Annotated in this window: 15 protein-coding genes; 7 read left to right on the forward strand and 8 right to left on the reverse strand. The window is 72.2% G+C overall.

The annotated features are described in order from the left end of the window. Positions 1 to 3: 3 nt before the first annotated feature. The 4 genes from B0675_RS31140 to B0675_RS31155 all read right to left on the reverse strand — a co-directional run bounded on the left by B0675_RS31140 (position 4) and on the right by B0675_RS31155 (position 3,935). Complete coding sequence (locus tag B0675_RS31140; protein WP_081222942.1) at positions 4 to 576, reverse strand: transglutaminase domain-containing protein; 573 nt, start codon at positions 574 to 576, stop codon at positions 4 to 6. Between the two features lie 94 nt (positions 577 to 670). Beyond that, entirely contained in the window at positions 671 to 1,744 is a 1,074-nt protein-coding gene (locus tag B0675_RS31145) for a low specificity L-threonine aldolase (RefSeq protein WP_081222943.1), read from the reverse strand. Continuing rightward, on the reverse strand, positions 1,741 to 2,496 hold the full coding sequence (locus B0675_RS31150; RefSeq protein WP_081223989.1) for an SDR family NAD(P)-dependent oxidoreductase: 756 nt from the start codon (positions 2,494 to 2,496) through the stop codon (positions 1,741 to 1,743). The genes B0675_RS31145 and B0675_RS31150 overlap by 4 nt, the downstream gene beginning before the upstream one ends. A 41-nt stretch (positions 2,497 to 2,537) precedes the next feature. Then, positions 2,538 to 3,935: a DUF6421 family protein gene (locus B0675_RS31155; RefSeq protein WP_081222944.1), complete on the reverse strand. Its 1,398-nt coding sequence runs from the start codon at positions 3,933 to 3,935 to the stop codon at positions 2,538 to 2,540. A gap of 465 nt (positions 3,936 to 4,400) precedes the next feature. Between B0675_RS31155 and B0675_RS31160 the strand changes: the two genes are divergently transcribed. Beyond that, the gene (locus B0675_RS31160; RefSeq protein WP_081222945.1) at positions 4,401 to 5,084 is read left to right on the forward strand and encodes a glycerophosphodiester phosphodiesterase family protein; all 684 of its coding nucleotides are present in this window, start codon (positions 4,401 to 4,403) and stop codon (positions 5,082 to 5,084) included. Between the two features lie 72 nt (positions 5,085 to 5,156). Here the strand turns inward: B0675_RS31160 and B0675_RS31165 are convergent, their stop codons facing one another. Next, positions 5,157 to 5,696, reverse strand: a complete 540-nt coding sequence (locus B0675_RS31165; protein WP_081222946.1) for a GNAT family N-acetyltransferase — start codon at positions 5,694 to 5,696, stop codon at positions 5,157 to 5,159. Positions 5,697 to 5,766: 70 nt separating this feature from the next. Between B0675_RS31165 and B0675_RS31170 the strand changes: the two genes are divergently transcribed. Beyond that, positions 5,767 to 6,153: a VOC family protein gene (locus B0675_RS31170; RefSeq protein WP_081222947.1), complete on the forward strand. Its 387-nt coding sequence runs from the start codon at positions 5,767 to 5,769 to the stop codon at positions 6,151 to 6,153. 28 nt (positions 6,154 to 6,181) lie between these two features. On the opposite strand, the gene B0675_RS31175 is transcribed toward B0675_RS31170, so the two are convergent. Next, entirely contained in the window at positions 6,182 to 6,748 is a 567-nt protein-coding gene (locus tag B0675_RS31175; protein WP_081222948.1) for a MarR family transcriptional regulator, read from the reverse strand. After that, positions 6,745 to 8,388, reverse strand: coding sequence for an FUSC family protein (locus tag B0675_RS31180; RefSeq protein WP_081222949.1), 1,644 nt, complete (start codon positions 8,386 to 8,388; stop codon positions 6,745 to 6,747). Before B0675_RS31180 ends, B0675_RS31175 begins: the two co-directional genes overlap by 4 nt. Positions 8,389 to 8,772: 384 nt before the next feature. On the opposite strand from B0675_RS31180, the gene B0675_RS31185 reads away from it, so the two are divergent. The 4 genes from B0675_RS31185 (at position 8,773) to B0675_RS31200 (ending at position 12,056) form a co-directional block, all read left to right on the forward strand. Next, complete coding sequence (locus B0675_RS31185; protein ID WP_081222950.1) at positions 8,773 to 9,384, forward strand: DUF5134 domain-containing protein; 612 nt, start codon at positions 8,773 to 8,775, stop codon at positions 9,382 to 9,384. Positions 9,385 to 9,490: 106 nt separating this feature from the next. After that, positions 9,491 to 10,426, forward strand: a complete 936-nt coding sequence (locus B0675_RS31190) for a M56 family metallopeptidase (protein WP_081222951.1) — start codon at positions 9,491 to 9,493, stop codon at positions 10,424 to 10,426. Between the two features lie 233 nt (positions 10,427 to 10,659). Continuing rightward, complete coding sequence (locus B0675_RS31195) at positions 10,660 to 11,361, forward strand: phosphatase PAP2 family protein (RefSeq protein ID WP_081222952.1); 702 nt, start codon at positions 10,660 to 10,662, stop codon at positions 11,359 to 11,361. Then, complete coding sequence (locus tag B0675_RS31200) at positions 11,358 to 12,056, forward strand: HAD-IA family hydrolase (RefSeq protein WP_081222953.1); 699 nt, start codon at positions 11,358 to 11,360, stop codon at positions 12,054 to 12,056. Before B0675_RS31195 ends, B0675_RS31200 begins: the two co-directional genes overlap by 4 nt. 22 nt (positions 12,057 to 12,078) lie before the next feature. Here B0675_RS31200 and B0675_RS31205 read toward each other — a convergent pair whose 3' ends face one another. Beyond that, positions 12,079 to 12,324: a DUF2630 family protein gene (locus tag B0675_RS31205; RefSeq protein ID WP_081222954.1), complete on the reverse strand. Its 246-nt coding sequence runs from the start codon at positions 12,322 to 12,324 to the stop codon at positions 12,079 to 12,081. A gap of 249 nt (positions 12,325 to 12,573) precedes the next feature. Here B0675_RS31205 and B0675_RS31210 point away from each other — a divergent pair, with 249 nt between their 5' ends. After that, positions 12,574 to 12,828: a hypothetical protein gene (locus B0675_RS31210; protein ID WP_081222955.1), complete on the forward strand. Its 255-nt coding sequence runs from the start codon at positions 12,574 to 12,576 to the stop codon at positions 12,826 to 12,828. Positions 12,829 to 12,835 lie beyond the last annotated feature (7 nt).

Genomic DNA, 12,835 nt, shown 5'->3' on the forward strand with positions numbered 1-12,835 from the left:
GCCTCAGAGTGCGGTGGGAAGGGTCCGCCACAGGGACGGCCGGTCCGGGGCGGCCTTCAGGACGCCGAGCACGGCCGGGTGAGGTTCAGCGTACAACACCGGATAGTCCAGCTCATTGGACTCGGGATCGGGCGTGAAGGCCAGCCGTTCGCCGTCCAGGGAGAAGCGGGCGTCCACGCCGGGCTTGTTGCCGCGAGGGTCCTGACGGTGCCAGGCGCCGTGGAAGCGGACGGCGACGAGTCCGTGCACCTCGCCGAGCCGCTGGTAGCAGAAGGCCGTCGGGATGTCCTCGGCGCGCAGCAGGGCCGCCAGCGCGTGAGCCTTGGCGTAGCAGATGCCGGTGCGGCGCTCCAGGACGTCGGAGGCGCGCCAGGTGACCCGCGGATCGCCCGAGTCCTGCGAGTGCGGGATGGTGTCGCGCACGAACTCGAACGCCGAACGCGCATAGGCATACGAGTCGTCCGCCCCGGCGGCGAGCCGCGCCGCCGTCGCGCGGACGAGCGGATGGTGATGGTCGACGACCTCGTCAGCGGCCAGATAAGCGGACAGGTCGCTGGTTTCCTGGATCAGCTCCATGCCCGCAGAGCATAGGAAAGCGATCACCCGGGAGTCAATGCTTTTCCGGATGACCGCATACCTATGCAGTTCGAAGGAGACTGGGATCGCCCGTCTAGCGCTGGGCCATCTCCTCCTTGAGCGCGGCGACGAAGCCGTCGACATCGTCCTCGGTGGTGTCGAAGGCGCACATCCAGCGGACGTCGCCGGCCGCCTCGTCCCAGAAGTAGAAGCGGAAGCGCTTCTGGAGACGCTCGGTCACCTCGTGCGGCAGGCGGGCGAAGACCGCGTTGGCCTGCACCGGGTGGAGGATCTCCACCCCGTGCACCGCGCGGACGCCCTCGGCGAGTCGCTGGGCCATCTCGTTGGCGTGCCGGGCATTGCGCAGCCACAGGTCCTTGGCGAGCAGCGCCTCCAACTGCACGGAGACGAACCGCATCTTGGAGGCGAGCTGCATCGACAGCTTGCGCAGGTGCTTCATGTGACGGACCGAGCCGTGGTCGATGACGACGACCGCCTCACCGAACAGCGCGCCGTTCTTGGTGCCGCCGAGCGAGAGGATGTCGACGCCGACGGCGTTGGTGAACGTCCGCATGGGCACGTCCAGGGAGGCCGCCGCGTTGGATATCCGGGAACCGTCCAGGTGCACCCGCATGCCGTGCGCGTGGGCGTGGTCGCAGATCGCCCGGATCTCCTCGGGCGTGTACAGCGTGCCCAGTTCGGTGCTCTGGGTGATCGAGACGACCTGCGGCATCGCGCGGTGCTCGTCGTCCCAGCCGTACGCCTGCCGGTCGATCAGCTCGGGGGTGAGCTTGCCGTCGGGCGTGGGCACCGTGAGCAGCTTGAGACCGCCCATGCGCTCGGGGGCGCCGCCCTCGTCGACGTTGATGTGCGCGCTCTCCGCGCAGATCACCGCACCCCAGCGATCGGTGACCGCCTGGAGGGCGACCACGTTGGCCCCGGTGCCGTTGAAGACCGGGAAGGCCTCCGCGCCGGCACCGAAGTGGCTGCGGATGATGCCCTGGAAGTGCTCCGTGTAGTCGTCCTCGCCGTACGCGACCTGGTGCCCGCCGTTGGCCACGGCGAGCGCGGCGAGCACCTCGGGGTGGGCCCCCGCGTAGTTGTCACTGGCGAAACCGCGGACGGCCGGGTCGTGATGACGCCGGGCGTCGGTCTTCGGAGGGTTCACGGCTTCTCGGTCAGCCACAGACGGTTTCCGTTCACTTCGGCGGCGGGCCGGCTCCAGACGTCGACGATGGACTCGGCCAGGTCCTTGACGTCCGTGAAGCCCGCGAACTTCGCGTTCGGTCGCTCGGCGCGCATCGCGTCGTGCACCAACGCCTTCACCACCAGGATGGCAGCAGCGGACGTCGCGCCCTCGGCGCCCTCGGCGATGCCGGCCTTGCGGAAGTAGTCCGCCATGGCGAGCGTCCACGCCTCGGCGGCGGCCTTGGCCGCGGAGTACGCGGCGTTCCCCGCGGTGGGGTTGCTCGCGCCGGCGGCGCTGATCAGGACGTACCGGCCGCGCTCGCTGCTCTGCAGGGCCTCGTGGAAGGCGAGGGTGGTGTGCTGCACGGTACGGATGAGCAGCAGTTCGAGCAGGTCCCAGTCGTCGAGGACCGTCTTGGTGAAGGTCTCGCTGCCCCGCCAGCCGCCGACGAGGTGGACGAGGCCGTCCACCCGGCCGAAGTCCTTCTGGATGCGGGTGGCCCAGTCACGGGTCGACTGCAGTTCCAGCAGATCCACGGTGTCCCCGACGACGGTGGAGCCGCCGTGGGCGTAGCTGGCGGCGTCGACGGCCTCGGCCAGCCGCTCCGCGTCGTTGTCCGCGCCGATGACGGTCGCGCCGGCCTCGGCGAGCCGGAGCAGCGTCGCACGGCCGGCGGGTCCACCCGCTCCGGCCACCGCGATCACCGCACCGCTGAGAGCCCCGTTCCCCATGGTCTTCGCCTCCTGAGCAATGATCTCGGTACCGCGGTCGGTCACGCGGCGATCCGCTCGGAGTCTGCCGCCGTGATGCCCTTGGTCGAGGCGATCACGTTCTTCAGCTTCTTGGCGAGCGCCTCATAGAACATGCTCAGGGGAAACTCGTCCGGAAGCACGTCGTCCACCAGCTTGCGCGGCGGCTGGGACAGGTCCAGGGCGTCCGGACCCTTGGCCCAGCGGGAGCCCGGGTGCGGTGCGAGGTACGTGGAGACCAGCTCGTAGGCCTTGAACCAGTGGACGAGCTTCGGGCGGTCGATGCCGGCCCGGTAGAGGTCCTCGATCTCGCCGCACAGCTCGTTGGTGACCTGCGGGGCGCGCTGCCAGTCGATGTGCAGCTTGTTGTCGGTCCAGCGGACGACGTCGTGCTTGTGCAGGTAGGCGAAGAGGAGCTGGCCGCCGAGCCCGTCGTAGTTGCGGACGCGGTCACCGGTGACCGGGAAGCGGAACATCCGGTCGAAGAGCACGGCGTACTGCACGTCACGGCCGTGCTGGTTGCCCTCGGCCTCCAGCTTCACGGCCTCCTTGAAGGCGGTGAGGTCGCAGCGCAGCTCCTCCAGGCCGTACATCCAGAACGGCTGGCGCTGCTTGATCATGAAGGGGTCGAACGGCAGGTCGCCGTGGCTGTGGGTGCGGTCGTGGACCATGTCCCACAGGACGAAGGCCTGCTCGCAGCGCTGCTGGTCGTCCACCATGGCCGCGATGTCCTCGGGCAGCTCGAGGCTCAGGAGGTCGACGGCGGCGTCGGTGACGGCGCGGAAGCGGGCGGCCTCGCGGTCACAGAAGATGCCGCCCCAGGAGAAGCGCTCGGGCGCCTCACGGACCGCGATGGTCTCCGGGAAGAGCACGGCGGAGTTCGTGTCGTACCCCGCGGTGAAGTCCTCGAAGGTGATGCCGCAGAACAGCGGGTTGTCGTAGCGCGTGCGCTCCAGCTCGGCCAGCCAGTCCGGCCACACCATGCGCAGGACGACCGCCTCGAAGTTGCGGTCCGGGTTGCCGTTCTGCGTGTACATCGGGAAGACGACCAGGTGCTGCAGACCGTCCTCGCGGGCCGCGGCGGGCTGGAACGCCAGCAGCGAGTCCAGGAAGTCGGGCACGTGGAACCCGGCGTCGGCCCAGCGGCGCAGGTCCTTCACGAGGGCCTCGTGGTACGCCACGTCGTGCGGCAGCAGCGGGGAGAGCCGCTCGATCGCGTCTATCGCGCGGCGGACGGCCAGGTCGACGTCCGAGGCGTCGGGCGCGTCGTCCGCGTCGAAGTCGATGGAGCCGTCCTTCGACTGCCAGGGCCGGATCTCCTCGACGGCATCCTTGAGCACGGGCCATGCCGGGTGCTCCACCACCCTGGCGACGGGAGGAGTCCGATCCTCCACACCCACCTGCACAAGCATTTCCGTCATGTCCCACCCTCCACAGGAGAACCTCGCGTATGGACACCGTATGTATACGAGGTTCCTTCCCGCAAGAGGGAATCCGAGAGATTATCCTGCGCAGCTCCGCCTTCACCGCTCTTTTTCCTGTCCGACACGACAAAGACGGCCCCATGTGCCTCGGCCTTCCGGCGGCGGGACGCGCCTCGGCCGGACACCGCGCGCCGAGCCGAACTCTTCGGCGGGGCACGGGAGTCGGGGGCCGCGGGGTGGGCCTCCCGGGGGCGCGCGGGGCCGGCCGCGGCAGGACGTGACCGGTGCTCCGGTGAGCCGTCCGCGGATCGGGGCAGGGTCTCCTCGTCCGACACCCTCATTGCCCGGCGCAGGAACGGGTACATCGCACAGTCAGGCCACTAGGCTGCGGCCTTGCCGCGTGGGCGTCCCCGTCGGAACCACGCGCGAGCCGAGCCGCCGTCGACGGAAGCGAGTCGCATCTTGAACTTCCTCACCATCGGTCACCGCGGAGTGATGGGCGTCGAACCCGAGAACACTCTCCGTTCCTTCACCGCCGCGCAGAACGCCGGCCTCGACCTGATCGAACTCGATCTGCACCTGAGCAAGGACGGCGCCCTCGTCGTCATGCACGATGCCGACGTGGACCGTACGACCGACGGCTCGGGGCCGATCGCCGAGAAGACCCTCGCGGAGCTGCGCGCGCTGGACGCCGGGCACGGCGAGCGCGTACCGGTCTTCGAAGAGGTGCTGGACGCCGTCAGCTCGCCGTTGCAGGCCGAGATCAAGGATGTCGCGGCGGCTCGGGCGCTGGCGGAGGTCATGCAGCGGCGCGACCTGGTCGGCCGGGTGGAGGTGTCGTCGTTCCACGACGAGGCGGTCGCCGAGATCACCCGGCTGGTGCCGGGCGTCCGCACCGCGCTGATCGCCAGCCGCTACGGCGTCGACGTGGTGGACCGCGCCGTGGAGGTCGGCTCCGAGACCGTCTGCCTCAACATCCGCAGGCTGAGCCTGGAGGTCGTCGAGAAGGCCCGCGAGGCCGAGCTGCGGATCATCGGCTGGGTGGTCAACACCCAGGACCACCTGCGGCTGGTGCGCGCCCTGGAGCTGGACGGCGCGACCACCGACTACCCCGAGATCAAACGCACCGGCCGCTTCACCGCGTGAGGCTCGGGGGGGGGGGCGGACCGGCCGTCGGACGGCTTCCGGGGTCCGCCGCCCGAGCCGGACGGCATCGCCCTAGGCGAGGGGCTTGACCAGCAGTTCGAAGCGCAGGTCGTCACGCTTCGGGACGCCGAAGCGCTCATCGCCGTACGGGAACGGGGTCATCCGTCCCGTACGGCGGTAGCCGCGCCGCTCGTACCAGGCGATGAGGTCCTCGCGCACGGAGATCACCGTCATGTGCATCTCGGTGACGCCCCAGTTCTCGCGCGCCGTGCGCTCCGCCTCGGCGATGATCACCTTGCCGAGGCCGCCGCCCTGGAGCGCCGGGCTGACCGCGAACATGCCGAAGTAGGCGTGGTCGCCGCGGTGCTGCAACTGGCAGCAGGCGACGACCGTGCCGTCCCGCTCGACCGTCAGGAGGCGGCTGTCGGGCGACTTGACGACGTCGAGGACACCCTCGGGGTCGATGCGCTGCCCCTCCAGGATGTCGGCCTCCGTGGTCCAGCCGGCGCGGCTGGAGTCGCCCCGGTACGCCGATTCGATCAGCGCGACCAGGACGTCCACGTCGCCGTCCGCGGCGTCGCGGAAGGTCAGGTCGGTGGAGACGGTTTCCATGGAGTGGTTCTCCGTTCGGTGGCGCGGTTCGAGCACACCTGAGCGTAACCCGCCCCTATGATCCCGCTGCATGGTGCACGTACTGAGCAGCCGCGTCCTTCTGCGCCCCGCCGACCCCGAGCGCTCACGCGCCTTCTACGGCGAACGCCTCGGTCTGGCCGTCTACCGCGAGTTCGGTACGGGACCCGAGCGCGGGACCGTCTACTTCCTCGGCGGCGGCTTCCTGGAGGTCGCCGGGCGGTCCGCGACACCGCCCTCCCCCGCGCTGAAACTGTGGCTCCAGGTCGCCGACGCGGCGGCGGCCCACGAGGAGCTGGTGGCCGCCGGCGTCGAGGTGGTGCGGCCTCCGGTGCGTGAGCCGTGGGGGCTGATCGAGATGTGGATCGCGGATCCGGACGGAACGGAGATCGTGCTCGTCGAGACACCGGCCGATCATCCGCTCCGGTACCGCCCCTGAGGCGTGCGGGGGGACTGTCGCGGCGGCGTCAGGATCGCGGCAGACCCAGACGTCCTTCGAGCTGACCCAGCAACTCCCCGAGGAGTGCGGCCAGTTCACGTTGGCGTTCGGCGTCGATGCCGGACAGGACCGTCGTCTCGTAGGCGAGCTGGTCGGGGAGGACGCCGTCGACGAGGTCGCGCCCCGCGTCCGTCAGCCTGACGTGCGCGACCCGGCGGTCACGGGTGTCGCCGCGACGCTCGACCAGTCCGCGCTCGCTCAGCGCCTTGAGTCGCTTGGTGACGGCGGCACCCGAGGAGAACGTCTCGCGGGCGATGTCACCGGGGGTCAGCTCGTGCCCGGTGCGGCGCAGTGTGCCGAGCACGTCGAACTCGGGGCGGGTGAGCCCCGCCCGGCGCAGCGGCGCGTCCTCGGCCTGCTGGAGGAGCGCCGCACAGCGGTTGACGCGCCCGATGACCTCCATGGGGCCCGTGTCGAGCTCCGGCCGCACCGTCTGCCACTGGCGCACGACGGCGGCCACCGTGTCGACGGGTACCGGCGGCGGCCCGGTCACCGGGTCACCGTCCGCCGTGCTCCGTCCGTCCGCTGTCGTCATGCCTGTGCGCCCTCCCGGCCGTGCAGTCCCTGGCGTCGTACCGTCGCGGCGAGCGTACGGTGTCCGGCCTGTTCGGCCCGCATCACGCGCTCCTCGGGCAGGGCGCGCTGCCACCACTCGCCGGCCGCCGCGTCGGCCGCGGCCCGCAGGTCCACCACGGCGGCGGCGAGGCCGCGGCGGGCCGACTCCAGGGCCCCGGGGCCGGGGCGCTCCGCGGTCATCAGTCCGTCGGCGTGTTCCCGGGCGCGCTCCACGGCCGAGAGGGCGTCCTCGATCCGGTCGCCGGCCCGCCGGTTCGTGACGGCGATCGCGGCGGCGAGGCCGACCAGCGCGCCGACGAGGGTGTCCACGACCCGGTCGGTCATCAGCTCGGCGGGCTGCTGAGCCCGGGCGAACTCGGTGATCAGCAGAGCCATGGGCGTCACGCAGACGCTGCCCAGCCAGTAGTTCCGGCCGATGACCGCCTCCGCGCCGAAGTTCAGCGCGATACAGCACAGCACCAGGGCCGCCCGGCCGACGTGGGCGAGGGGGACGAGAGCGGCGAAGGCGAGCACCCCGACCAGGTTGCCGACCACCCGCTGTACACCCCGGCTCCAGGTCAGGGTGACGTTGGCCTGGTAGAGCGAGGCCGCGGTGACCAGCGCCCAGTAGGGGCGGCCGACACCGAGGGCGAGCGAGACGTAGCCGGCGAGGGCGCAGCCGACGGCCGTGCGCAGGGCGATCGGGGCGAGCGGGCCGAGGCGGTCGCGCAGCGGGCGTTCCCCGAGGGCGAGGGCCGCCTCCACGCCGAGGAGTTCGTCGGCCGCGTCCCCGAGACCGTCCGTGCGCGGCACCGGACCGGTGCCGGACAGGTCGCGGGCGAGGCCACGCAACCGCTCGGGCTCGGTGTCGGCGGGAGCGGCGAGCGCGACCTCGGCGCGGACCACGAGCCGTTCGAGGGCGCGGCGGGGTGCCGAGCGCGCCCCGGTCGACAGCAGCGACTGCCACGCCGCGTGCACGGCGGCGGCGCCGGCGGCGCGGGCCCGGGCGTCGCCGGGGCTCTGGGCGTACGCCGCCGCCGCGTTCAGCGAGTGCGCCGTGGCACGCCGCTCGGGCCCGTGCGGGCGCACGAGTCCGGGGGCCATGCCGACGATCCAGGCCCAGACTCCCGCGGCCGCTCCCAGCGCGAGGTGCCCGGGCACCTGACCGAGGTGCTGGGGCACGAACAGGGAGGCCGAGGAGACGAACGCGAGGACCACGTGCCCGGGCGGGCCGACGCGGGTCGCGTCGCACAGCGCCTTCTGGGCGGCGGCCAGCAGCGCGCCGATGGTCACCAGCACGACGGTGTTCGTGGTGAGCGAGGCCGTGACGAGCGCGACTCCCAGCCCGCCGAGCATTCCGAGCACCACCCACGCGAGGACGCGGGCCCGGGCGGCGTACGGGCGGTTGTGGGCGTAGAGCGCGCACAGGGACCCGGCCATCGTGTACATCGCGAGATCGAGGCGCCCGAGGGCCAGGAGCGTGAGGTTCGGCGGAGCGACCGCGACGACGACGCTGAGGGCGGGCTTGAACCAGATGTCCGAGGGTCTGCCGAGACGCAGGACACCGGCGAGCGGAAGGCGGGGGACGCGCGACGGTGCGGGGCGGGGTGCACTGCTCATGCCATAACCTTAACAGGTGTTTTACTTGTAAATTATCTGGCGGACGGCCGCCCTCCTCCCTGCTCCCGGCGCTGCTCCCACCGGGCCCGTCCGGCGCTCCGGGCCACCCCGAGGAGATCGGGGCAGGACGGTGCACCCCCTGCGCGCTCCCCCTCGTACACCCTTGCGCTCGCTTGCGCCCCGACCGGCCTGGGCATGCCCTGACCGACCGAGCGCCCGGCCGACCGACCGGGCCGTCCCTCCATCCATCCCCTCACCCACACACCCATCCATCCATCCATCCGTCCGTCCGACGCCGTGCCGCGATGTCCGCCGTCGCGCCGCCCGGCATCGGGTGTCCTTCGTCCGTCGCGTGTCGGCATCGCCGAGCGGGGAGGCTCCACGGTGTACGAACCGGCTTCGCCCGGCTGGCTGCTCGTCGCCCTGTGCGCGGCCACCGGGGCGTACTGCCTGCTGCGGATGCGCAGCCCCGTCGAGGAACAGCGGCACACCGCCGGCGCCGAGGCGCTCATGGGGTTCGGCATGGCCGCGATGGCCGTACCGGCCGCGGTGGTGGCCCCGCCGCGCTGGGCCTGGCTCGTCTACGTGACCGTGTTCGGTACCGCCGCACTGCGGGGCCTCTGGACCGCGCGCAGCAGGCCCCATCAGCTGCACCATCTGATGGGCGCGGTCGCCATGGTCTACATGGCCGCCGTGATGACCTTCGCGCCGGCCCACCACGCGCACGGCCACGGCGGCGCGGGTGTCCCGCTCCTCACCGGAGCGCTCCTCCTCTACTTCACCGGCTACGTCCTCCGGTCGGGCGTTCGTCTCCTGCCCCTGACGGCCGCCGGTGGCGGCGGTGCCGGTCCCGGCGTCGGCGGCCCCCGGAGCGGTTCGGGTGCCGCGGTGTGGGGCGCGCGGCGTGCCGTCCGGTGGGGTGACCGGCCCGAACTCTCGCAGGCCTGCCGTCTGTCGATGGGCATCGCGATGCTGGCGATGCTGGTCACGCTCTGAGCGCCAGGTCCTGGGGGCGGGCCGGGGCCGCACGAAACCGTGGCGTACGTCACTTGCCGTCGCCGACCGTATCCAGCGGCTACGCCCCGCTCATAGGCTTCGGCCCATGATGGTCCCCGCGGCACTGTTGCTGCTCGGCGCCCTGGTCGCCGCGGTCGCTCCGCGACTGCTTGCCCGGGCGGACTGGCCGGACCGAGAACCCGTCGTCGCCCTGTGGGTCTGGCAGTGCGTGGTGGCGGCTGTCCTGCTGTGCTGCGTCCTGTCGATGACCCTCTCCGCGGCCGCCGCCTGGGCCGCCGTGCGCGGGCACGTCTTCGACGGCGCGCCGGCCCCTGTCGTGGACGCCTACGCACTCGGCGCGGGCAGCCCCTGGGCCGCGACGACCGCGGTGGCCCTCGCCTGCGGTGGCGCCTGGACCGCGGCGATGCTGGCCCGGGAGATCTTCCGGGCTCGGCGGAGGCGCCGGCAGAGCCGACGTGAACTCCTCGTGCGGGCGCCGCTGTTGCCCGGCGAGGAGCCCGGCGCGGATCGTCTCGTCGTGCTGGAGGGAGAGCGTCCCGACGCCTGGTGGCTGCCCGGCACAGCCCCTCAACTGGTCATCACCACGGCCGCGTTGCGTCGCCTGAAGGGGCGTCAGCTGGACGCCGTGCTCGCTCACGAGCAGGGGCACGCGCGGGCTCGCCACGACTGGTTGCTGCATTGTTCGGGGGCGCTGGCCAACGGGTTCCCGCGGGTGCCGGTGTTCGCGGCGTTCCGCGACGAGATGCACCGGCTGGTGGAGCTCGCCGCGGACGATGTCGCGTCGCGCCGCTTCGGGCGCCTGACGATCGCTCTCGCCCTGGTCGAACTCAACGAGGACCGCGGGGTGTTCGGGCCGTGCCCGACCCCCGGGGCGCATGTCCCCCAGCGCGTGGACCGCCTCCTCACGCCGCGGCACCGGCTCCCGGCGACCCGTCGCCTCCAGCTGACGGCGGCCGCCGCGTTGGTGCCGGTGGTTCCGGTGCTGGTGGCGTTCGTTCCGGGTCTTCGGGCGCTGGGGTAGTCCGCCCTCCCGTACTCGGAGCATTCAGCCCCTCGGGCGTTCGAGGAGCGGGGTCCGGGGCGGGGCCCCGAGTGCAGGACGGGCAGGGGCGGAGGGGGCGAAGAAGGGGTGGGGGTGGCCGGTGGGTGGGGTGGCCGGCCCAGCACGCACGGTCACCCCGGAGAAGAGTGGCTCCGCCCGACGCCGCGCGTCGAGGCGAGGGCCGAGGGGTGTCCGTCGGGGAGGATCGACGCATGCGCCTCCCGCCCGGCCCTCCGACCCGCACAGCACTGATCACGGCGGCAGCGCTGACCCCGCCCACGGTGGCCCTGTTCCTCCTGGTCGCCCTCTCGTGGAGGCCCCTCATGACCCTGGACGAGAACATCGCCCGCACCACCCACCGGTGGGCGGTCGACTCACCGGGCGTCACGCACGCGTGCCGGATCCTGACGGACTGGGTGTGGGACCCCTGGACCATGCGGGCGCTGTGCGCGGTGGCCGTGGTCTGGCTGGTCCGGCGCCACGCGGCCTGGGGGCTCGCGCTGTGGCTGGTGGCCACGTGCGCGCTCGGCACGCTGGTGCAGCAGGGGCTCAAGTGGGCGGTCGGACGCCCCCGGCCCGTCTGGCCCGACCCGGTCGACTCCGCGCACTACGCCGCCTTCCCCTCCGGGCACGCCCTCACGGCCACCGTCGTGTGCGGCCTGCTGCTGTGGCTGCTCTACCGGTACGACGCCGGACGCGCCGTGCGGCGTACCGCACTGGCCCTGGCCTTCGTCAGCGTGGTCGGGGTCGGTCTGACGCGTGTCTGGCTCGGGGTGCACTGGCCCTCCGACGTGGCGGGCGGCTGGCTCGTCGGAGCCCTCGTCGTGGCCCTTGCCGTGAGCGCCTACGGGCGGTGGGGCGACCGGGGGCCCCTTGACCGGCGGGGACGGTGCCCCGAAGGATTCTCCCCATGACCTTCAAGGGAGTGCTGTTCGACTTCTCCGGGACCCTCTTCCGCATCGAGTCCGCGGCCTCCTGGCTGCGTGCGGCCCTCGCCGAGGCCGGGCACGAACTGTCCGAGGAGGAACTGGCGCGCACCGCGCGGGAACTGGAGTCGGCGGGCGCGCTCCCCGGTGGCTCCAGGCCGACCGTGCCGGTGCCGGCCCACCTCGACGCCGTGTGGGCCGCCCGCGACCGGAGCGCCACCGAGCACAGGGCGGCTTTCACGGGTCTCTCCCGGCTGGTGTCCCTGCCCGGGCCCGATCTGCACGACGCCCTGTACGAACGCCACATGGCGCCCGCCGCCTGGACCCCCTACGCGGACGCGGCGGAGGTGCTGGGCACGCTGCACGAGCGAGGCGTCCCGGTCGGCGTGGTCAGCAACATCGGCTGGGATCTGCGCCCGGTGTTCCGTGCGCACGGCCTCGACCCGTACGTGGCGGCCTATGCGCTGTCGTACGAGCACGGCATCCAGAAGCCGGATCCGCGGCTCTTCGCGGTCGCCTGCTCCGCGCTCGGCGTCGCCCCCGAGGACACCCTGATGGTCGGCGACGACCGACGGGCCGACGGCGGTGCGGCGGCGCTGGGCTGCGCGGTGCGCTTCGTCGACCATCTGCCCGTCGCGGACCGCCCGGACGGGCTCCGGGCAGTGCTCGGCCCGGCGCACTGACGGGCCGCGCGGGAACCGGGGCTCAGCCCAGATAGCCCTCGACCTGCGACGACGGCCTCGACTGTGCTTCGTCCGGGTTCTCGCCGAACTCGGACTTGGCGCGCCGCTGGCGCAGCAGGTCCCAGCACTGGTCGAGCTCGCGCTCCAGCTCCGAGAGGCGCGCGTGCTCCGTGGAGCTGTCGATCTCGCCCGCCGCCACGGCGTCGCGCAGCCGTCGCTCGTCGTCCACCATCGCCGTGATCCTGCTCAGGATCTGCTCTTGATCCATGTCCGTACGCCTCCTCAGGACTCCAGGCCACTCTATGGAGGACGCGCGGGCTCGGCGAGCGATAGAGGTGGCCTCGGGCGACCTTCACGGGCGGCACGCGTCCGACCTGGGACGATCCGCCGCGCAATGGATCACTCTCGGGCTTGATCGGCCAGCGATGGTCAAGCTTGCGCCAACACGGGTCAAATGACCCTAAATGCGGGAGACGTGGCTAGGTTGGCGCCTCCACCGCACTCTCATGAGGTCCCTTTGAAGACAGCACTCTGGATCCTCCTCGCCGGGCTGCTCACGTACGTCACCGGCGCCGCTCTCCACAACACCGCCCTCAGCCGGGACAAGGAATCCCTCGTCGGCAATGTCCTGCTGAGCCTGTCCATGGGCTGGTACATGGTCGGCAGCTGGCGACGGGTTCTCCGCACCACGCGGGGCGCCGGGCCCGCCGAGGAGGAGGCGACCCCCGTCCCGGCGCAGACCGCTCCCGCGATGCAGGAGGTCGGTTCATGAGGGCACC

It is taken from the genome of Streptomyces sp. M41(2017), assembly GCF_002078175.1.
In the GTDB taxonomy this organism is placed as follows: domain Bacteria; phylum Actinomycetota; class Actinomycetes; order Streptomycetales; family Streptomycetaceae; genus Streptomyces.